Raw genomic sequence first — 20,085 nt, forward strand, 5'->3', positions numbered from 1 at the left:
ACGCCATCCCGGTGTCACCGTCAGCATGGTTTTAAAGGAACATTTTTTATGCAGTTAGTCCTCTCTCTGCTGCAGCAGATGAGTGTCAGCCTGGTCATCGCCTATCTCTTCTCCAAGAGTCCGCTGCTGCGCCCGCTCGCCAACTACTCGGTCAGACTGCCCCACAAGATCCTGATATACGTCATCTTCTCCAGCTTCTGCATCCTCGGCACCTATGTGGGACTGGACATCGACGACGCCATCGCCAACACCCGCGCCGTCGGTGCCGTACTGGGGGGCTTGCTGGGAGGCCCGCTGGTGGGTTTCCTGGTGGGGCTGACTGGCGGCCTGCATCGCTATACCCTGGGTGGTTTTACCGATCTCGCCTGCGCCATCTCCACCACCTGCGAGGGGTTGCTGGGAGGCCTGGTGCACTGGCGGCTGATGCGCACCAATCGAGTGGATGCGCTGTTCAAGCCCAGGGTCGCCTTCTTCACGACCCTCTACGCCGAAATTTTGCAGATGATCATCATCCTGTTGGTCGCGAATCCGTTCGAGCACGCCCTGCAGCTGGTGCGCACCATCGCCACCCCCATGATCCTGGCCAACTCCTGCGGCGCGGCGCTGTTTATCAGCATGATCCGTGACCAGCAACAGATGTACGAGAAGTTCTCCCGGGTCTTCTCCGCCAAGGCGCTCACCATTGCCAACCGCACCGTCGGTATCATGACCCAGGGCTTTACCCGTGATGCCAGCCAGAAGATTGCTCACATAGTGCAGGAAGAGACCGGGGTCGGCGCTGTCGCCATCACGGACACCGACAAGATCCTGGCCTTCATCGGCACCGGTGAGGAGCACCACAAGCCGGGCACCCCCATCACCTCCGCCATCACCCTGCAGGCAATTGCCCAGAACAAGGTGCTGTTTGCCGACGGCAACCGTCAGCCCTATCGCTGCAGCATCTCCCCCCAGTGCCAGCTTGGCTCGGTGCTGGTGATCCCGCTGCAGGGGGACAAGGGGGTGATCGGGACCATCAAGTTGTATGAGCCCAAGAAACGGCTGTTTCTCAAGATCAACCACACCCTGGGAGAGGGGATCGCCAACTTGCTGTCACAGCAGTTGCTGAGCGGCCAGCTGGAGCAGCAGCAGCGGCTGCTGGTGCAGTCTGAGCTGAAGCTGATCCAGGCCCAGATCAACCCCCACTTCCTGTTCAACACCCTCAATACCATCAGCGCCATCACCCGCCGCGATCCGGAGCGGGCCCGCCAGCTGCTGCTGCACCTGTCCCGCTTCTTTCGCAAGAACCTCAAGCGCCAGGACGATCTCGCCACCCTGCAAGAGGAGCAGGCGCACTGCCAGTCCTATCTGGAGATTGAGCAGGCCCGCTTCGGCGAGCGGCTGACCGTGATCAACGAGATCCCGCCCCATCTGGGCGCTCTCACGCTGCCGAGCTTCACCCTGCAGCCCCTCATCGAGAATGCCATCAAGCACGGCATCTGCTCCCTGCTGGAGCAGGGCCGGATCCGCCTCTTCGCCGAGGAGAGTCAAGACAGGGTCACTCTCTGTGTGGAGGACAACGCCGGGGCCTGGCAGGCAGGGGATGCGGGAGACGGGCTTGGCATGAGCATTGTGGACAAGCGCCTCAAGAGTACCTTTGGCGACGCCTTCGGCATCCAGGTGCAGTGCGAGCCCGAGCAGTGGACCCGGGTCTCTTTCACCCTTCCCAAGGCCCCTCATTTTCCCTCAAAGGAGAGCACATGATCCGCGTCCTGATCGTCGACGATGAACCCTATGCCCGTGAGGAGCTGGCCGAGCTGCTCTCCCCCGAGCCCGATATCGAGATCCTGGGCTCGGCCGCCAATGCCATCGAGGCACTTCCCCTCATCCAACGACTCCAGCCGGATGTGGTGTTTCTCGACATCCAGATGCCCAAGCTCAGCGGCATGGAGCTGGTCGCCATGCTAGACCCCCTGCCCCGCATCGTGTTTGTCACGGCGTTTGATGACTACGCCATCCAGGCCTTTGAGGAGAACGCGTTTGACTACCTGCTCAAACCGGTGGAGCCCGCCCGCCTCGCCAAGACGCTGGGGCGACTGCGGCAAGATCTCAGCCCGCAACCCGTGGCGGTGCTGGCCCCCAGCATCCGCCACATCCCCGGCTATCTGCACAACCGGGTGCGGCTGCTGCCCATCGAGCAGGTGGAATTTGCCTTCTCGGATCTCGGCGGCGTGCACGTCGCCTGTCAGGGAGAACTGTTCCACACTCAGCTCACCCTCAAGTCTCTGGAGGAGAAGACCCCGCTGCTGCGCTCTCACCGTCAATATCTGGTGGCGCCCACGGCCATCTTCGAGATCCAGCTGTTGGAGAACCAACTGGCCGAGATAGTCACGCCGAGTGGCGCCAGGGTGCCGGTCAGTCGCCGCTATCTCAAGGCACTGAGGGATGAACTCGGACTGGAGTAAACGCCCGCCAGCGTGCGCCCGATCACACCCCGGCGCCGCTCGCAGCGCCATGGCGCCGCTCACGACCTTTACCTGCCATTAACAGGGGACATCACCTAGATTCGCCGCGCACACCATAAAATAACAATGCTGGAGCGTAACAATGATCTGGTTCTTCCTCTGTGTCGGCTTGCTGGTCGCAGGCTACTTTATCTATGGCAAATTCATCGAACGGATATTCGGCCCAAAACCCGAGCTGGCTACCCCCGCCATCACCATGGTCGACGGCGTGGACTATGTGCCCATGTCAGACAAAAAGGTCTACCTGGTCCAGTTGCTCAACATCGCCGGGGTCGGCCCCATCTTCGGCCCCATCCTGGGCGCGCTTTACGGCCCGGTTGCCATGCTCTGGATAGTGTTCGGTTGTATCTTCGCCGGCGCAGTCCACGACTACTTCTCCGGTATGCTGTCGGTGCGCGCCAAGGGTGCCTCGGTACCGACCGTAGTCGGTGAGCACCTGGGTACCACCGCCAAGCACTTCATGAACCTGTTTGCCGTGGTATTGCTGATGCTGGTGGGCGTGGTGTTCGTGCTGAGCCCGGCGGGTCTGCTGGCCAACCTCACCTCCACCTCACTTGTCTACTGGATAGCGGCGATTTTTGCATACTATATTCTGGCAACCATAGTCCCCATCGACAAAATCATCGGCCGTTTCTACCCCATCTTCGGTGCTCTGCTGGTATTCATGTCGGTCGGCCTCATCGTCGGTCTCATCGTCTCCGGCAAAGGCTTCTACAACACCGGGATGGATTTTTCCAACCTGCACCCGACCGAGTTGCCGCTGTGGCCGCTGCTGTTCATCACCATCGCCTGTGGCGCCGTATCCGGCTTCCATGCCACCCAGTCCCCGCTGATGGCACGCTGCATGCAAAACGAGAAATCCGGCCGCTTCATCTTCTACGGGGCCATGATAGGTGAAGGTATCATCGCCCTCATCTGGTGCACCCTGGGTCTCTCCTTCTACGACAGCACGGAGGCGCTCAACGCCACTCTGGCGAGCGGCGGTCCGGCGGCCGTGGTGCATGAAGTCTCCACCAGCCTGCTTGGCACCATAGGTGGCATCCTAGCCATCCTCGGCGTGGTGATCCTGCCCATCACCTCGGGCGACACCGCGTTTCGCAGTGCCCGCCTCATCATCGCCGACTTCCTGAAGCTGACCCAAAAGCCTATGGCCAAGCGGTTGTTGATCGCCATCCCCATGTTCATCCTCGGCTTCATCATCTCCAAGGCCGAGTTCGAAGTGATCTGGCGCTACTTCGGCTGGGCCAACCAGACCACCGCCGTCGTCATGCTGTGGACGGCCGCCGCCTACCTCATCAAGGAAGGCAAACTGCACTGGGTCTGCACCCTCCCCGCCATGTTCATGACCGCCGTGGTGATCACCTACCTGGCCAATGCCCCCATCGGCTTTGGACTGGCGATGAACGTCTCCACCGTCATCGGCCTGGTGGGCACCGTCCTCGTGACCCTGGCCTTCCTGTACAAGTTCAGGTCGTCCCAGCTGAGCGAAGCCAAGGAGAGCTGATCGCCACATCGAACCTCATGAAACAAAAGGCCCGGCATTGCTGCCGGGCCTTTTCATTGTCTGCCCTCGTCACTCCTTGCTGGGCACCTCGGGCGGCGCGGCCGGGGCCTGATACCAGTGTTCCCTCGCCACCAGCACCGCCTGCTCCGGTTGGGCGATGAAGTTGGGGGACATGATCTGCACCCCGAACTCGTTGAACACATCCTGGATGTGACCGTGCAGCTCGGTCTTGACCGGCGCTGGCAGCAGATCTCCCTTCATGCGCACCTGCAGTTCATATTCCACATACCAGTCTTGCAGGTTGAGCTGGCGCACCAGCGGCGGCTCCGTCTGATTGATCAGCTGGCAACGCCGCGCCGCCAGCTCCAGCATGGCGTGCACCTGACGCCAGGGGGTGTCGTAGCCGATGGTCACCTTGGTCAGCAGCGCCACCCCCTTGTCCCCGGCCAGACGGGTGAGGTTGGTCACCCGGCCGCCCACCACCACGGCATTGGGCAGGGTTACCTCGTGCTCCTGGCGCGTCACCAGCTTGGTGGAGAGAGCATTGAGCTCGGTCACCATACCCTCGACATCACCAATCTGTACCAGATCGCCGGGCCTCAGGGCGCGAGAATAGATGAGCACCAGACCACTCATGGCATGGTTCATGATGCCAGCCGAGCCCAGGGTCACCATCAGGCCGAAGAAGACGCTGATCCCCTTGAACGCATCGGAATCCGCTCCCGGCAGATAGGGGTAGGCCACGGTCAGGGCAAACAGCCAGATCACCACCGAGAGCAGCCGCCGGGTGGCGCCTATGGTCTCGGCATGTACCCCTTGCACCCGCAGCTGGCCGTTCTCGATGCGATCAAACAGGATGGCCAGCATCTTGATGAAGAAGCGGGTGATGATGACAATCAGCATCACGGTCACCAGCCCCGGCATGGCGGCGATGATGCCCTCCAGCATGTCGCCACAGAGGGCAAACAGGGAATCGCCGAGCCGCTCGCTCCAGGCCCGGGTCTGGGGGAAGAGCCCAAGCACATAGGTGAGCCAGCCGTAGGTGAGCATAAAGATCAGCAACAACACCAACAGACTGAGCAGCCGAGCCTCGACATTGCCCACCAGCTGGCGCCATTGATGGGGAATAAGCCCCTTTTGCAGCAACAAGCGATTGGCGAGCCACTTCTTGACGCGCCGCAATCCTTTTTGCAGCAGCCAGACCAGGGCGAAGAACAGCAGACTGGCCACCAGCGTCTTGCCGACGGCCTTGAGCAGATAAGAGGTCGAGTGCAACTCAAGATATTTGGTACGCACGCCATCCAGACGGGTCTGTACCCGCTCGGCGGCCTGATCCAGCGTCAGCTCATCGAACTCGTCCAGATCGCCGGCCAAGAGCACCAGGATGCGCTTGCCATTGACCCGAAACTCCCGGCTGTCCTGACCGTGCCGCGTGCCCTGCTGCACCGTCACCGGCAGTAACAGGTCGGATACTTCCATGGCCTGGATCCGCTCATGGGCCAGCCGTACCCGGGCCGCCCCATCCAGGCTGCCATATTTGGCCTGCAACATGACGATGGGTTCATGCAGCAGGATCAGGGTCTGCGCCTGCTCTTGCGCGGTGGGCTCCATTCTGGGCTCTGCCGCCCAGCCCACACGAGTCAGCGACAGGCAAACCAACAGGGACCCCACCAGCCATATCCGCATCCTGCTCAGTCTCTTCATGAGGCGATCATCTCCCTGACCCATGTGATCCAAATCTCTTTTCCTGCTTGATTTTATAGAAGGAATTTCAACTTGTGTGATTAATGAGCATCCAATGAACCGCGCCTGTACCGGAATATCAACTCCCCTGTTGCACTCTTGCACTGAGCGAATATGCTGTCATCATGGCCGACGCCCTGCCTCGACGACACAGGGCATTATTCGCGACTTAGCTGGGAGAAATCGATGGTACTTGACTACATTGCCCTGGGCATTCTGGTGTTCGTCGTCTTGGTCATGTTCTACGGGATCATCGTCATTCACGATATTCCGTATGAAATCGCCAAGCATCGTAACCACCCACACCAGGACGCCATTCACGTAGCAGGCTGGGTAAGCCTCTTCACACTGCACGTGCTATGGCCCTTCCTCTGGATCTGGGCCACCGTTTATCGCCCGGATCGCGGCTGGGGTTTCAATACCCGTCTGGACAAAGACGAAGACGAGATCAAGACGCTCAAGCAAGAACTGGCCGCATTGCAAGCCCGTATGAACACGCTCGAACAGACCGACAAATAGGTAATCATTCATGGACTTGCTACTGATACTCACCTATACCGCCATCTGTATTGGCATTTTCAAGATCTTCAAGATCCCGCTCAACAAGTGGACTGTGCCTACCGCCGTACTCGGTGGCGTCTTCATCATTGGGGCACTCATCACCCTGATGAACTACAACCACCCCTATTCAGAGCTGGCACGTAACTACTACGTCTCCACTCCCATAGTGCCGCTGGTCAAGGGTCGCGTCACCGAGGTGCCGGTCAAACCCAACCAGCTAGTCAAGAAGGGCGACGTGCTGTTCCGCCTCGATGCGGTGCCCTTCCAGGAGAAAGTCGCCAGCCTGACCGCGCGGCTCGCCTCCAACAAGGATTTCCTGACATCCCTCAATGCCAGACTGCGCTCCGCCAGTCTGGACCGGGATCGCGCCCTGGAGCTGGTGCGACGTGGCATCGGCAAGCAACGTGATCTCGACGTCACCCAGGCCAACGTGGACGACATCGTCGCCCAGACCGATCAACAGAAGGCCGCGCTGGATGACATCAACGCCCAGCTCAACATCGCCAAGTACGAGCTGGAGCAGACCGTTGTCTATGCCCCAAGCGATGGTCACATCGTGCAGCTGGCACTGCGCCCAGGCATGATTGCGGCGCCCTTCATGTATCGCCCGGTGATGACCTTCATCCATGAAGATGCCAACTCCTACGTCGGCTGGTTCTGGCAAAACAGCATGCAGCGCCTGAAAGCCGGTGATGAGGCCGAGGTGGTGCTTGACGGTATCCCAGGTCGGATCTTCAAGGCCAAGGTGCAGTCGGTGATCCCCGCCATGGCGCCGGGTAACATCCAGGCTCAAGCCGGTCTCATCGATCAGAGCACGGCTCAGTTGCCGGGTCGCCTGCCTATCGTGCTCGAGATAACCGACCCCGAATGGGCAAAGTATCAGGTGATTGCGGGCTCAAGCGGTCAGGCCGCCATCTACACCGAACATGTCCACCACGTGGCCATCATGCGTAAGATCCTGATGCGCATGGGTAGCTGGCTCAACTACCTGTTCCCCTTCCACTAAGATACGCATTTATCCAGTCAACGGGTCGGCATCTGCCGGCCCGTTTTATTTGCAGGCAAGACCCGCCTCCTGAATTTTGCCGCTCCCGCACTCTTGATCCCGTCACGCTGCATTTTGCCGGCAAGATCCCTATAATAGCGCCATCTTGCACCAGTCAGTCTCCCCATGTTCGTTCTCAGACCCTATCAGACAGACGCCGTCAACGCCGTCATCCAACACTTTCGCCAACGCCCGGATCCCGCCGTGGTGGTGCTGCCGACCGGCGCCGGCAAGAGCCTGGTCATCGCCGAGCTGGCCCGCAAGGCCCGTGGCCGGGTGCTGGTGCTAGCCCACGTCAAGGAGCTGGTGGAGCAGAACCACGCCAAGTACGAGGCTTGGGGGCTCAAGGCCGACATCTTCGCCGCCGGACTGGATCGCAAGGAGGCTTCGGCGCAGGTGGTGTTCGGCTCGGTACAATCGGTGGCCCGCAATTTGGCGGCCTTCGATGGCGCCTTCTCCCTGCTCATCATCGACGAGTGCCATCGCGTCTCCCTTGAAGATGACAGCCAGTACCATCAGGTGATCGACCATCTCAAGGCCGGCAACCCGGCCCTCAAGATCCTCGGTCTCACCGCTACCCCGTATCGGCTGGGCCTCGGCTGGATTTACCGCCGTCACTACCACGGCATGGTGAAGAGCCACGGTGAGCGGCTGTTCGGCGACTGCGTGTTCGAGCTGCCTCTGCGCTTCATGGTGAAAAATGGCTACCTGACGCCGCCGCGCCTGGTCGATGCCCCCATAGTCCACTACGACTTCAGCAAACTCGTTCCCCGCGAGAACGGTCTGTTCAGCGAGGCGGATCTCAATGGCGAGCTCAAGCGCCAACAGCGCGTCACTCCCCATATCCTGAGCCAGGTGCTGGAGTATGCCCGCGAGCGGCAAGGGGTGATGATCTTCGCCGCCACCGTCGAGCACGCCCGGGAAATTCACGGCCTGCTGGGGAGCAAGGGGGAGAAAGCGGCGCTGATCACCGGCGAGACCCCGGGGCCGGAGCGCGACGCCCTGATCCAGGCCTTCAAGGGGCGGGAGCTCAAGTTCCTGGTCAACGTAGCAGTGCTCACCACCGGCTTCGATGCTCCCCACGTCGATCTCATCGTGATGCTGCGCCCCACCGAATCTGTCTCTCTCTATCAGCAGATCGTCGGCCGTGGCCTGCGCCTCTCGCCGGGCAAGACCGATTGCCTGGTGCTCGACTATGCGGGCAACAACTTCAACCTGTTTGCCCCCGAGGTCGGTGAACCCAGGCCCCACGCCGGCACCGAGCCGGTGCAGGTGCCCTGCCCCGCCTGCGGCTTTGCCAACACCTTCTGGGGCAAGACAGATGAAGATGGCAAGGTGATCGAACACTATGGCCGCCGCTGTCAGGGGTTGTTTGAAGATGACGAAGGCAACCGCGAGGAGTGCGACTACCGCTTTCGCGCCAAGATCTGTCCCGCCTGTGGGGGCGAGAACGACATCGCCGCCCGCCGTTGTCTGCACTGTGAGCAACTGCTGGTGGATCCGGATGACAAGCTCAAAGAAGCCCTCAATCTCAAGGATTGCATGGTGATCCGCTGCGCCGGCCTGACCCTCGCCAGCGGCCGTGGCAAACAGGGAGAACGGCTGGAGGTGACCTACCACGACGAGGACGGTCTGACCCTGGTGGAATACTTCGGCTTTCACTCGAGCGGTGCGCGGCGCTTGTTTCAACAACGCTTTGTGCGTCATCATTGGCCCGCCCCGGGCCTTGAGCCCGAATTCACCACCCTGGAGAGCGTACTGGCCGAAGGCCCCAAGTTCCGCCACCCGGACTTTGTCATCGCCCGCAAATCCGGGAGCTTCTGGCAGGTGAAGGAGAAAATTTTTGACTATCAGGGTCGTTATCGCACAGCCGAAACACTCGACTGACGGCACCCTGGTAGATGAATACACCCATTTTGAGTACCAAGGTTGGCAGACCCTGTCGGCCTTTTCGTCACGTTAGAGGATCTTATGCAGCGGCTGTTGATTGGTTTTTGTGCTCTTTTTCCCACCCTGTTTGCTATCGGGGCCCATGCCGCTCCGCTGATCCCGCCCAAGGGAGGCCAGTATGCCGTCATCGTACAGGGCAGCGGCGGGGTGGAATTCGCTAGCCACGCCGATGACATGATAGCGCCCGCCTCCACCATGAAGGTGCTCACCGCGCTGGCCGCCCGGCTCGAACTCGGCGCCGATTTTCGCTTCGCCACCGACGTGCAGGCCCAGCCCGGCGCCAAGCAGGGGGATGCCATCAATGGCGATCTCTGGATCAACTTCGTCGGCGATCCCACCCTGTCGCGGATGGACTTGGTCGCTCTGTTCAAGCAGCTCGGCGTGACCCGCATCAAGGGCAATGTCTACGTCAATACCGGCGCCTACAACGGCTACGAGCGCGGTAACGGCTGGTCATGGGGGGATCAGACCCTCTGCTTCGCGGCCCCGGTCTCCTCGGTCATCATCGACAAGAACTGCGCCTATGGCACCGTCACCGCCACCCAGATTGGCAAACCGGCGGTGGGCAATGTGGCCACCGGCGTGCCCATTGGCATCGGCGCCGACAACGTGGAGGTGATGAGCTATGGCGACATGGCGCGCCAGTTCTGCGCTCTGGAAGTGGACATGGCCAAGGGTAACTTCTATGAGCTCAAGGGCTGCATCACCCCGAACAAGGAGCCACAAGGGCTGCGATTCGCCATCCACGACGTGGAAGCCTGGGGCTGGGACAACATCCGCTGGGCCATGAACCGCGCCGGCATCAGCCACGATGGCCTGCTGCGGGTCACTCACAAGGCACCGGTTGGCGCACAGACCCTGGCGACGCACTACTCCGTCTCCCTGCCGGTCATGCTCTCCAAGATGCTGAAAAAATCCGACAACCTCTACGCCGACACCTTCCTCAAAACCGTCGGCCGCCACTACTACGACAAGCCGGGCAGCTATCGCAGCGGCACCATGGCGGTGCGCGCCATCCTGACTAAGAACGGCATCGATCTGGGCAACGCCACCCTGGCCGACGGCTCGGGTCTCTCCGCCCACAACCTCATCAGCGCCCGCCAGATGCTGTCGGTGCTGACCTTCATCCAGAAAAATGACGCCCAGCTCGACTTCATCAAGCTGCTGCCAAGCTCCCAGGTGGACGGCACCCTGGCCTGGCGCCGCAGTGTCACCGCTCCCATGATGAAGAACAAGGTACACGCCAAGACCGGCACCATCACCGGTACCTCCAACCTGGCGGGCTTCATCGACACCGCCGGTGGCCAGCGCAAGGCCTTCGTGATGTTCCAGCGCGGCCTGTCGCAGGACCCGGCCACTCACGAGCGCTACCGCGCCAGCAAAGCCCCCTGGCCCTGGACTGTGTTCGAGAAGGGCGTGCTGGAGAGCATCTATCAGCAGCAGCCGATCCAGATCGCCGAGCAATAAAGACTGGGAACCGCCTTGCCCGCAAGGCGGTACTCACCTGTCGTCATGGCGCCCAAACTCCGAGTTATTTTCCGCTCTGTATCGAAGACGATGTTGAGCGATAGCGACAATTTCCACTTTGACTAGCCCCGTGGCGAGGCTATGCTGTGGCCAGCCTGATCCCATTGGCCTCATTTGACGGAGATAAACGATGTTTGTAGAAATTTTTGGTCGTCCCGGTTGCCCCTATTGCGTGCGTGCCAAGCAGATCGCCGAGCAACTGACCGAGGAGCGCGATGACTTCGAGTTCCGCTACGTGGACATTCACGCCGAGGGTCTGACCAAGGACGATCTGGCCGCCAAGGCGGGCAAACCGGTCACCACGGTACCGCAGATCTTCCTGGACGAGCAGCACATCGGTGGCTGCACCGACTTCGAAGCCTATGCCAAGGCCAATCTGGGTCTCTGATCCCGATACGCATTGCAGACAAAAAAGGCGCCTGATGGCGCCTTTTTTCATGGTAATAACCGCAGCGACCTTCAGTCTGCCAGCGGCGTGAAGCGGCTCACCACGGTTCCTTGATGCTCAATCCACTCCATGAACATGGCCACAGGGCGCGCGTAGACGGCGCCATCCTGCTCGGACTGATAGATGACCAGCTGCTCCTGGGTTTCGGTGTGCAGGGCCAGGGTGAGTACTCGATAATGGCCCCCCTTGAAGTGGCGATAACGGCCGGATGCAGGTGCATGCATGATGAAGCCTCGATGAGATGATGAACACGCGCCGGCCAGCGGCAGACTCGGTGCGAAATGAGGGGTTGGAGATCAGTTTTTAGTCCAGCCAATCGTGCCAGATGACGGGAATATTTCAATACACTCCTGCGGCTTTATGGAATCACCCCTCATCTTTCACTGGTTTCTTGCGATACTGGCAAACGATCCTGCTGAATTTAACAGATTAGCAACCCTGTTTTAGGGGTTAATATCAGCAATTTATTCCATAAATAAGATTGTTCTAGCATTCAATTCTGTGAAGAATAGGGGTAGAAAAATTTGATACTAAAAAACGCTTTCTGCCAACGCGCCCCCAGGGGAAGGAATCACGCTCACCATGTTCACTATCGACAAGTCGCACAAGCTCGACGATGTCTGCTATGACATTCGCGGCCCGGTGCATAAAGAGGCTCGCCGTCTCGAAGACGAAGGCCACCGCATTATCAAGCTCAATATCGGCAATCTGGCACCGTTTGGATTCGACGCCCCCGAGGAACTCATCAAGGATGTGATCCTCAACATGCCCCAGAGCCAGGGCTATTGCGACTCCAAGGGGCTGTTCTCGGCCCGCAAGGCGGTGATGCAGTACTACCAGCAGAAAGGGATGCGCAAGGTCGATATCGATGACATCTACATCGGTAACGGCGCCAGCGAGCTCATCGTCATGGCCATGCAGGCGCTGCTCAACAACGGCGACGAAATGCTGGTGCCCTCCCCCGACTATCCGCTGTGGACCGCTGCCGTCACCCTCTCCGGTGGCCATGCGGTGCATTATCGCTGTGACGAAGGGGCCGACTGGTATCCGGATCTGGACGACATCCGCGCCCGCATCACCCCGCGCACCCGCGGCCTGGTGCTGATCAACCCGAACAACCCGACCGGCGCCGTCTACGGCAGCGAATTTCAGCTGGAGTTGATCGAGATTGCCCGCCAGCACAACCTCATCATCTTCGCCGACGAGATCTACGACAAGATCCTCTACGACGACATCTCCCACACCAGCGTCTGCACCCAGTGCGACGACGTCATGGTGGTGACCTTCAACGGCCTCTCCAAGGCCTACCGTGCCTGTGGTTTTCGCCAGGGCTGGATGGTCATCACCGGGCCAAAGGGCCGCGCCAAAGGTTATATAGAGGGGCTGGAGATGCTGGCCTCCATGCGGCTGTGCTCCAACGTGCCCATGCAGCACGCCATCCAGGCGGCGCTCGGTGGCTACCAGAGCATCAACGAGCTGATCCTGCCCGGCGGCCGCTTGCGGCGCCAGCGGGACAAGGCCTGGGAGCTCTTGAACGAGATCCCCGGGGTCTCCTGCGTCAAGCCCAAGGGGGCGCTCTACATGTTCCCGCGCCTCGACCCCAAGGTGTACGACATCCGCGACGATCAGAAGATGGTGTTCGACTTGCTGCAGCAGGAAAAACTGCTGCTGGTGCAGGGCACCGGCTTCAACTGGCCGGCGCCGGATCACTTCCGACTGGTGTTCCTGCCAAGGGAAGAGGAGCTGGAAGACGCCATCGGCCGTCTCGCCCGCTTCTTGAAGGCGTACAAACAGTAGGCAGTAGGCCCGTTTACCGGCTTGAATCCAAGAGGCTCCCATGGGAGCCTCTCTCATTGCTGTCATGAGCCGTCAGCCCATTTCGGTGACGCCCCCCAATAGCAGAGGGCCCTGTCTGCAGCAGACAGGGCCCTCTTTCATCACAAGCCGTCAGACGGGATTACAGCTCAATCACGTCGAACTTGACGTCCGGATTCACATCCGCGTCGTAATCCACCTCGTCCAGCCCGAAACCGAACAGGCGCAGGAACTCCTGCTTGTAGCCGGTGTAATCGGTGAGCTCGGACAGGTTCTCGGTGGTGATGGACGGCCAGAGATCACGGCAGGTCTGCTGCACGTCGTCACGCAGTTCCCAGTCATCCATGCGGATGCGCGCCTGCTCGTCCAGCACCAGCGCCTCGCCATAGAGGCGGGTACGCAGCATGCGATCCACCTGCTCCATGCAGCCTTCGTGGATGCCCTTCTCTTTCATGATCTTGAAGGCCATGGAGATATAGAGCGGCATCACCGGAATGGCGCTGGAGGCCTGGGTCACCACGGATTTCAGCACGGCCACGTGAGCGGTACCGCCCTTGGCGGCCAGATCGCCACGGATGGCGGTGGCGGCGCGGTCCAAGTCTTCCTTGGCGCGGCCCAGGGTGCCATGCCAGTAGATAGGCCAGGTCAGATCGGTACCGATGTAGGAGTAGGCCACCGACTTGGCGCCCTCGGCCAGCACGCCCGCGTCACGCAGGGCCGCCATCCACAGCTCCCAATCCTGACCACCCATGACGGTGATGGTGTTCGCGATCTCTTCCTCATTCGCCGGCTCGACGGTGGCGGTGATGATCTGATCCTTGTTGGTATCGATGGCGGTGGTGGTATAGGTCTCGCCGATCGGCTTCAAGGCGGAGCGCACCACTTCACCGGTATCCGGCATCTTGCGCACCGGCGAGGCCAGGGAGTAGACCACCAGATCGATCTGACCCAGATCGGCCTTGATGAGCTCAATCACTTTCGCGCGGCACTCATTGGAGAAGGCATCGCCATTGATGCTCTTGGCGTACAGACCGGCCTCTTTGGCGGCCTTGTCGAAGGCGGCGGAGTTGTACCAGCCGGCGGAGCCCGTCTTGGTCTCGGAGCTCGGTTTTTCGAAGAAGACACCTATGGTGGCAGCGCCGGAGCCAAAGGCGGTGGCAATGCGCGAGGCCAGGCCGTAACCGGTGGAGGCGCCGATCACCAGTACCTTCTTGGGACCATTCTCGATGGTGCCCTTGGCCTGGGTGTAAGCAATCTGGCGACGAACGTTGGCTTCACAACCGACCGGGTGAGTGGTGGTACAGATAAAGCCGCGAACCTTGGGTTTGATAATCATAGGGGGTCTCGACACCGTTAAATGAATGAAATCGGGGCATAAGATACCTCATTGTGGCCCGCTATGGTGCTCTGATGTGTTGAACTGCCTGGAAAATAGGCAAAATGCCGTCCCCCAAGGTAAACAATGAACCATCCCTTGAGGTAAGACGCCCCCACTCCAATGGGGTTTATCAAGTGCAGCGACCTGGCAACCACCCAGTGTGACAACCGTTGAGCAGAGCCCTGGACCGCGATGTCATCAGCGGTACATCAGGCGCAGGCCCGATGATAGCCTCGGCCAGAGAGAAAGCCTTCAGGCCTATTCATTCGGCCGGTTGGGGTGGCAACCGTGACGGGCCCGATCGGCAGTGAAATATCCAGCATGCTCGATGGCCTGCGTTATTACTGCAGTATCGACGGAGCGCTCTGGCAGGGTTGATAATGGATTAAACGTACGCAGGTATAATAGCGATGCTGTTTCGAAAGGCTCCACCACTATTATGTCCATAACGTTCACAGCTGTGCCTTGGGGAATTAAAACGCCACTGACAAAGAGATGAATATAAATTTCAGCATATAACCCGCGATCAAACTATTGACACGACCCCCTCGCGTGAGTATTTTCGCACCTGCATACTGTTATGCAAGAAGTTAGATGACTGTGACTTGATGTTTTAAGGAGATGAGATGGCAATCATAGACTCAACAACTCAAGCGTTCCAAGACTTTATTAAAGACGGTGGTTCACTGACATTTACCGTTGATGCCCGTGATATCTCCGTCAGTGATTTCGAAGAGCTTGATAGTATCAAGCCAATTCTCTGCAGTGGTTTCGAAATCCCCCCTTCCCTTGTTATTCATGATCCGCTGAAGAAAGAGGTAATACATCAATATGGCGACGAGTGGACTAAAGTAGTGAAGAAAGTATATGGCCGAGGTGGGCGTATTGTTTACCAAAAACAGCCTTCCGGCCAATTCCTTGCTACCTGTAGCATCCCGGCCAACGCCTGATATATATTATCTCTGACTATTAAATGGAAAACCCCGCCATGGCGGGGTTTTCTGTTATATGAGAGCCCGTTTGAACGGCGACAAACGAGCCTGCAACAGCGGACACCTCAATAAACTGTGGCGAGCGGCAAGGAAGTGGCGCGATGAAGAGACTACTGTTTCAAGTACCCGCTGTTGCAGATAACGGCACTACCCCGGTGGTGCCATGCAGGGATAGGATTCAAGGAGGAGTCTATGTCACGCATTCTGGCCATCTGTCTCGCCAGCCTGATTGCCACCGCCCCGTTCGCTAGCCGGGCCGCCGTCTATCAATGTACCGTCAACGGCACTGTCCACTTCAGTGACATTCCCTGCAGCGGCGATGCCAAACCCATGGATCTGCGCGTCTACACCCCACCGGCCGAGGCGGTGGCAGAGGCCAGCAAGCAGACCCAGGCGATCGAGAAGCAGCTCGCCGAGAGCCAGGATCAGCGCCAGCTAGAGTCTCTTCGCGCCGAGGCGGAAGCCAAAAAGCAGAAGATGAACAATGAGATAACCCGCTACAACGATCAGCTGAGGGGAACGACTCCCTCCCAGGCTGGCGATGATAAAGGGCCACGCACCGCGGCCGAGATGAAGGCCGCGACCCGTCATTATCAGAGTGACATGGAGGCCTTGAACAAGCAGATCTCGACCCTGCAGCAGAAGAAATAGCGTCGCTGCCAGGCCTGCCTGGACGCCAGATCCGGCAGGCCAGATCGACATGGGGGAGTCAGGCTCCCCCATGATTCATATCAACAACTCAATACTGCGTTTCGAAAGACGCCTCCGTGACCCCGGCCGGCAGCGCCAGCGTCCCCGGCGTGGTCTTGCTGATCACGATCTTGCTGGCCAGGGTGAAGGTCAGCGGCTCGATGGCCGACACGTCGGAAGAGGGCGCCACGTAGAGCTTGTAGAGCCCGGGTTCGAGCACCCACTCGTTGTTGAGGTTATCGAAGCTGGCCAAGTCACTGGCCGGGATCTCGAACGTCAATGTCTCGCTCGCCCCCGCAGACAACAACCGGGTTTTGGCAAAGGCCTTGAGCTCGATGGCCGGCTTGCCGAGGGTGCCCGCCGGCGCGGCCACATAGACCTGGGCGGCCTCCTTGCCCGGCAGGTCGCCACTGTTGTACACCGTCGTCGTCAGGCTCAGCTTGCCCCCTTGCTCGGTGAGGTTGTTGGCCGTGATCGCCGTGTTCTTGTAGTCGAAGCTGGTGTAGGAGAGCCCATAGCCAAAGGGATAGCTCACCCCCTTGCCGAAGGTCGCATAGTAGCGATAGCCGACATAGATGCCTTCGTTGTAGTAGTGGGTATCTATGGTGCCATCACCGTCGGTGTCGGTACCTGGGAAGCCCTTGGACGAGGGCACATCTGTGTAGCTGAGGGGGAAGGTCTGGGTCAGCTTGCCGCTGGGGTTGACGGCCCCCGACAGCAAGTCGGCCACCGCATTGCCCGCCTCCTGCCCCGGCATGTAGGCCAGCAGTATGCCGTCTACCTTATCCTGCCAGGCGCTGGTGTCCATGACGCCACTGATGTTGAGCACCACCACCACCTTCTTGCCCTGGCCGTGGAAGGCGGTCGCGACGTCGTCGATCAGGCTCTGCTCCACATCCGACAGCTGGTAGTCGCCCTTCAGGTTCTGGCGATCCACCCCTTGCATGGAGTTGCGGCCCAGGGTGATGACGGCGACGTCATTGCTGGCGGCGTAGGCGCCGATGTCGCTCGGGCTCAGCGCCGGCTCCGGGCAGCTCACCACGGTGGAGATGCCACCGAAGTCGCTCGATGTCTTGTTCGCCTCGAAGAAGCTGCGATAGAACTCCTTCAGCCCGGCATCGACGGCGAACTGCTGTGCCAGCCCGTCCACCATATTGACGGTATGGGCCGCGTTCACATCACCGCTGCCGGCCCCGCCCTTGAGCGTGTTGATCTGGGTGATCCCGAAGGAGGCGACCTTGCTGCCCTTGGTCAAGGGCAGGCTGGCCTGGCTGTTTTTCAGCAGCACCATGCCGTCGCTGGCCGCCTGCCGGGAGAGGCGAGCATGGCCGTCGAGATCCGGCGCATTGCCGGCCACATAGCCCTGGTTCGATGGCATCTTCAGCACCTGGGTCAGGATCCGCACCGCCCCCTGCGCTATGGTATCGGCGCTCAGATCCCCGGCGGCATAGGCATCCTGCAGGCCGGTCAGGGCATCCCCGTAACCGTATGGCAAGGCCGGTCCACCCGGTTCAATCAGGTCGTTGCCCGACTTGATCATCGCGGCATAGCTGCCGTCCCCCGACCACCAGTCGCTCATGACGAAGCCCTCGAAGCCCCATTCGTCCCGCAGCACAGCGGTGTTGAGATCGGCCCACTGCCCGGTGTAGGTGCCGTTGACCTTGTTCATGGCGGTCATCACCGCCCAGGGATTGGCGTGCTCCTCCGCGTATTGGAAGCCCCGCAGATAGATCTCCCGGATGGCTCTTGGGGAGATGATGTTGTCCACGATGGAGCGCGAGGTCTCGGCATTGTTGGCGATGAAGTGCTTGATGGTGGTTCCCACCCCCTGGGCCTGCGCCCCCGCCACCTCGGCGGCCCCCATCACTCCCGACACCAGCGGATCCTCGGAGAAGTATTCGAAGTTGCGACCGTTGAGCGGGTCGCGCTGGATATTCATGCCGGGAGCGAGCCAGACATCCAGCCCGTACTCCTTGATCTCGTTGCCGATGGCGGCCCCCACCTGCTTGACCAGGGCCGCATCCCAGGTCGAGGCCAGCAAAGTGCCCACCGGGAAGGCCGTGCCATAAAAGGTGCCCGCTTCCCCGTCCCGGGTCGGCGTGATGCGCACCCCGGCAGGCCCATCCGCCAGCTTGCTGGCCGCGATGTCCAGACCCGACTCGGCGTTGTATACCCCGTTGATGTAGCCCACGCTGCCGGGCACATCGCTCTTGAGGTTATTCAGGGCATCCTTGTTGGCCACGAAGGCGCCATTGGCAAACACATAGCCAGGCCCCACCAGCATCCCCAGCCGCTCCTCGGGCGTCATCTTCTGCACCATCCCCTCGGCGAGGGCACGGTAATAGGCGTTATCCTTGTTGACCTCTGTCTTGGCACTGGAGCTGTTGTCATTACATCCTTGCGCCACCAGGGCCACTGCGATGGCAATGGCAACCCCACTCCATCTGTTGAGGTTATTATTATGTTTCATATGATTCCCTTTCATTCCATGTTCAGGTGAACAAACAAGCCAGAATAGCCTGTGCAGCGTAGCGCGAAGACAAGGGCGCCCGCTTTGCATCCGGGAGCGGGAATTGTGCATGGCGGTGGTGATATTCAATATCACCACCGCCATCACAGCGTTACATTTGGTTACAACAACAGACGTTAAGTTTCACTGCATTTGATCTGACGCGCAGTTATCTCACCGGGAAGATGCCTTAATCGCGCAGCACAGCAGGATGCTGCCTGGCCAGCACAATAATACTTATCAGGCATGAAGGGACTTATATGGAGAAGAGCGTTTCCAATATTATTGCCAGATCGACGCTGCATTTCCTGCGCGAAAATGGCGTTAATACCGATGCCATCCGTGCGCAGTGTCAACTCAGCCAATATGAGCTGGATAAGAATGATGGCCGCATCTCGGACAAACAGCATCTGCGCTTTATTAGAGAGACGGAGCCATATGATTTCCTGTGGCAAGAGCGCATGCGCCAAACCGATGCAGATGACCAGATCATCAGCGGGGCCTACGCATTATTCCCGGAGCTGGTGGGTTATTGCCTCAATCAGAAAAATGCCGAGGAGGCAGTGCTCGGCTATATCCGCAACCGGGTCATCATCGGCAACTGCGACAACTTCGTCCTGCGCAAAGAGGGGGAGCATCTCGCCATCGGCTATGTCGAGGAGTCAGGCATGCCGCAGCGCAACTACTCCGCCATCGGCAACTTCATGCTGCTCAGGGCCCTCGTCCGTCTCTATGCCCCCACCACCGAGACCGCCGTTTCCCTGCGTGGGAACGATGAGCGCGGGCGCAAGCGGCTCGATGATGCCTTCGGCTGCCACTGCCAGTTTGGGCAGGAGGCCAACATCATCTACTTCAAGGGGGCCGATCTGGCCAGCCCGGCCGAGACCTATCTGCCCCTGCTCAACAAGAATCAGCACCAGCTGATCACCCGCAAGGTGGCGGCGCTGGAACATGAGCAGGGTTTTTCATCCCTGATCTATTCCCTGCTCGATGAGGTCATCGAGAATGACCATATCCAGGATGAGACCAGTTTCATGGATCATATTTGTGCCGTCATGGGCATGAGTCGCTGGACCATCAATATTCGCCTCGGTCAGGAGGAAACCAATCTCAGCCTGCTATTAAAAAAGGTGCGAATAAATAAGTCCTGTCGCTGGCTGGCCGAAACCAACCTGAGTATTCAGGATATCAGCGAACGGCTGCGTTTCTCTTCCCTCTCGGTATTCTCGCGGTTTTTCTCGACCCATATGGGTTCTTCCCCCCTGCACTATCGGCGCCGGCTCGGGCAGCGGATCTGATGGGCCTCATATAAATAGATCTCATGTAAATGGGTGTGACGCCGATAATCTCGCCCCCAGGCCTGCAATCACATTCCGAATGGCACCATAATAATGGGGTGCCAATTGATGCGTATTTATGGCT

The 20,085-nt window shown here is 59.6% G+C and carries 16 protein-coding genes; 12 read left to right on the forward strand and 4 right to left on the reverse strand.

All coding sequences use genetic code 11. The features are described from left to right. Positions 1-48 precede the first annotated feature (48 nt). The 3 genes from BN1137_RS09700 to BN1137_RS09710 all read left to right on the forward strand — a co-directional run bounded on the left by BN1137_RS09700 (position 49) and on the right by BN1137_RS09710 (position 4,005). On the forward strand, positions 49-1,740 hold the full coding sequence (locus BN1137_RS09700; RefSeq protein ID WP_050718400.1) for a sensor histidine kinase: 1,692 nt from the start codon (positions 49-51) through the stop codon (positions 1,738-1,740). Then, positions 1,737-2,441, forward strand: coding sequence for a two-component system response regulator BtsR (btsR, locus tag BN1137_RS09705; RefSeq protein WP_050718401.1), 705 nt, complete (start codon positions 1,737-1,739; stop codon positions 2,439-2,441). The genes BN1137_RS09700 and btsR overlap by 4 nt, the downstream gene beginning before the upstream one ends. 142 nt (positions 2,442-2,583) lie before the next feature. After that, positions 2,584-4,005 carry a carbon starvation CstA family protein gene (locus tag BN1137_RS09710; protein ID WP_050718402.1) on the forward strand — a complete coding sequence of 474 codons (1,422 nt, stop codon included), beginning with the start codon at positions 2,584-2,586 and terminating at the stop codon, positions 4,003-4,005. Positions 4,006-4,074: 69 nt separating this feature from the next. Here the strand turns inward: BN1137_RS09710 and BN1137_RS09715 are convergent, their stop codons facing one another. Beyond that, the gene (locus tag BN1137_RS09715; RefSeq protein WP_050718656.1) at positions 4,075-5,691 is read right to left on the reverse strand and encodes a mechanosensitive ion channel family protein; all 1,617 of its coding nucleotides are present in this window, start codon (positions 5,689-5,691) and stop codon (positions 4,075-4,077) included. A gap of 243 nt (positions 5,692-5,934) precedes the next feature. Between BN1137_RS09715 and BN1137_RS09720 the strand changes: the two genes are divergently transcribed. From BN1137_RS09720 to BN1137_RS09740, 5 genes are all read left to right on the forward strand, one after another. Then, positions 5,935-6,267 (forward strand): DUF3302 domain-containing protein, encoded by a 333-nt coding sequence (locus tag BN1137_RS09720; RefSeq protein WP_050718403.1) that lies wholly within the window; start codon positions 5,935-5,937, stop codon positions 6,265-6,267. A 10-nt stretch (positions 6,268-6,277) separates the two neighbouring features. Next, complete coding sequence (locus BN1137_RS09725) at positions 6,278-7,315, forward strand: HlyD family secretion protein (protein WP_050718404.1); 1,038 nt, start codon at positions 6,278-6,280, stop codon at positions 7,313-7,315. A 165-nt stretch (positions 7,316-7,480) separates the two neighbouring features. Next, the gene (locus BN1137_RS09730) at positions 7,481-9,241 is read left to right on the forward strand and encodes a DNA repair helicase RadD (RefSeq protein WP_050718405.1); all 1,761 of its coding nucleotides are present in this window, start codon (positions 7,481-7,483) and stop codon (positions 9,239-9,241) included. Between the two features lie 84 nt (positions 9,242-9,325). Further along, on the forward strand, positions 9,326-10,771 hold the full coding sequence (gene dacB / locus BN1137_RS09735) for a D-alanyl-D-alanine carboxypeptidase/D-alanyl-D-alanine endopeptidase (protein WP_050718406.1): 1,446 nt from the start codon (positions 9,326-9,328) through the stop codon (positions 10,769-10,771). Positions 10,772-10,961: 190 nt separating this feature from the next. Continuing rightward, positions 10,962-11,219, forward strand: a complete 258-nt coding sequence (locus BN1137_RS09740; RefSeq protein WP_050718407.1) for a GrxA family glutaredoxin — start codon at positions 10,962-10,964, stop codon at positions 11,217-11,219. A 71-nt stretch (positions 11,220-11,290) separates the two neighbouring features. Here the strand turns inward: BN1137_RS09740 and BN1137_RS09745 are convergent, their stop codons facing one another. Further along, entirely contained in the window at positions 11,291-11,503 is a 213-nt protein-coding gene (locus BN1137_RS09745) for a DUF1653 domain-containing protein (protein ID WP_050718408.1), read from the reverse strand. Between the two features lie 358 nt (positions 11,504-11,861). Here BN1137_RS09745 and BN1137_RS09750 point away from each other — a divergent pair, with 358 nt between their 5' ends. Further along, entirely contained in the window at positions 11,862-13,076 is a 1,215-nt protein-coding gene (locus BN1137_RS09750) for a pyridoxal phosphate-dependent aminotransferase (RefSeq protein WP_050718409.1), read from the forward strand. Between the two features lie 160 nt (positions 13,077-13,236). Here BN1137_RS09750 and fabV read toward each other — a convergent pair whose 3' ends face one another. Continuing rightward, positions 13,237-14,430, reverse strand: coding sequence for an enoyl-ACP reductase FabV (gene fabV, locus BN1137_RS09755; protein ID WP_050718410.1), 1,194 nt, complete (start codon positions 14,428-14,430; stop codon positions 13,237-13,239). Between the two features lie 668 nt (positions 14,431-15,098). Between fabV and BN1137_RS22395 the strand changes: the two genes are divergently transcribed. Both BN1137_RS22395 and BN1137_RS09765 read left to right on the forward strand, forming a co-directional pair. Continuing rightward, on the forward strand, positions 15,099-15,422 hold the full coding sequence (locus BN1137_RS22395; protein WP_157433696.1) for a hypothetical protein: 324 nt from the start codon (positions 15,099-15,101) through the stop codon (positions 15,420-15,422). A gap of 234 nt (positions 15,423-15,656) precedes the next feature. Further along, positions 15,657-16,115 (forward strand): DUF4124 domain-containing protein, encoded by a 459-nt coding sequence (locus tag BN1137_RS09765; protein WP_050718412.1) that lies wholly within the window; start codon positions 15,657-15,659, stop codon positions 16,113-16,115. Positions 16,116-16,203: 88 nt separating this feature from the next. Here the strand turns inward: BN1137_RS09765 and BN1137_RS09770 are convergent, their stop codons facing one another. Then, entirely contained in the window at positions 16,204-18,624 is a 2,421-nt protein-coding gene (locus BN1137_RS09770) for a beta-glucosidase (RefSeq protein ID WP_050718413.1), read from the reverse strand. A 299-nt stretch (positions 18,625-18,923) separates the two neighbouring features. Between BN1137_RS09770 and BN1137_RS09775 the strand changes: the two genes are divergently transcribed. Then, on the forward strand, positions 18,924-19,961 hold the full coding sequence (locus BN1137_RS09775) for an AraC family transcriptional regulator (protein ID WP_050718414.1): 1,038 nt from the start codon (positions 18,924-18,926) through the stop codon (positions 19,959-19,961). Positions 19,962-20,085: the final 124 nt, after the last annotated feature.

The organism is Aeromonas tecta (assembly GCF_000820185.1).
Classification (GTDB): domain Bacteria; phylum Pseudomonadota; class Gammaproteobacteria; order Enterobacterales; family Aeromonadaceae; genus Aeromonas; species Aeromonas tecta.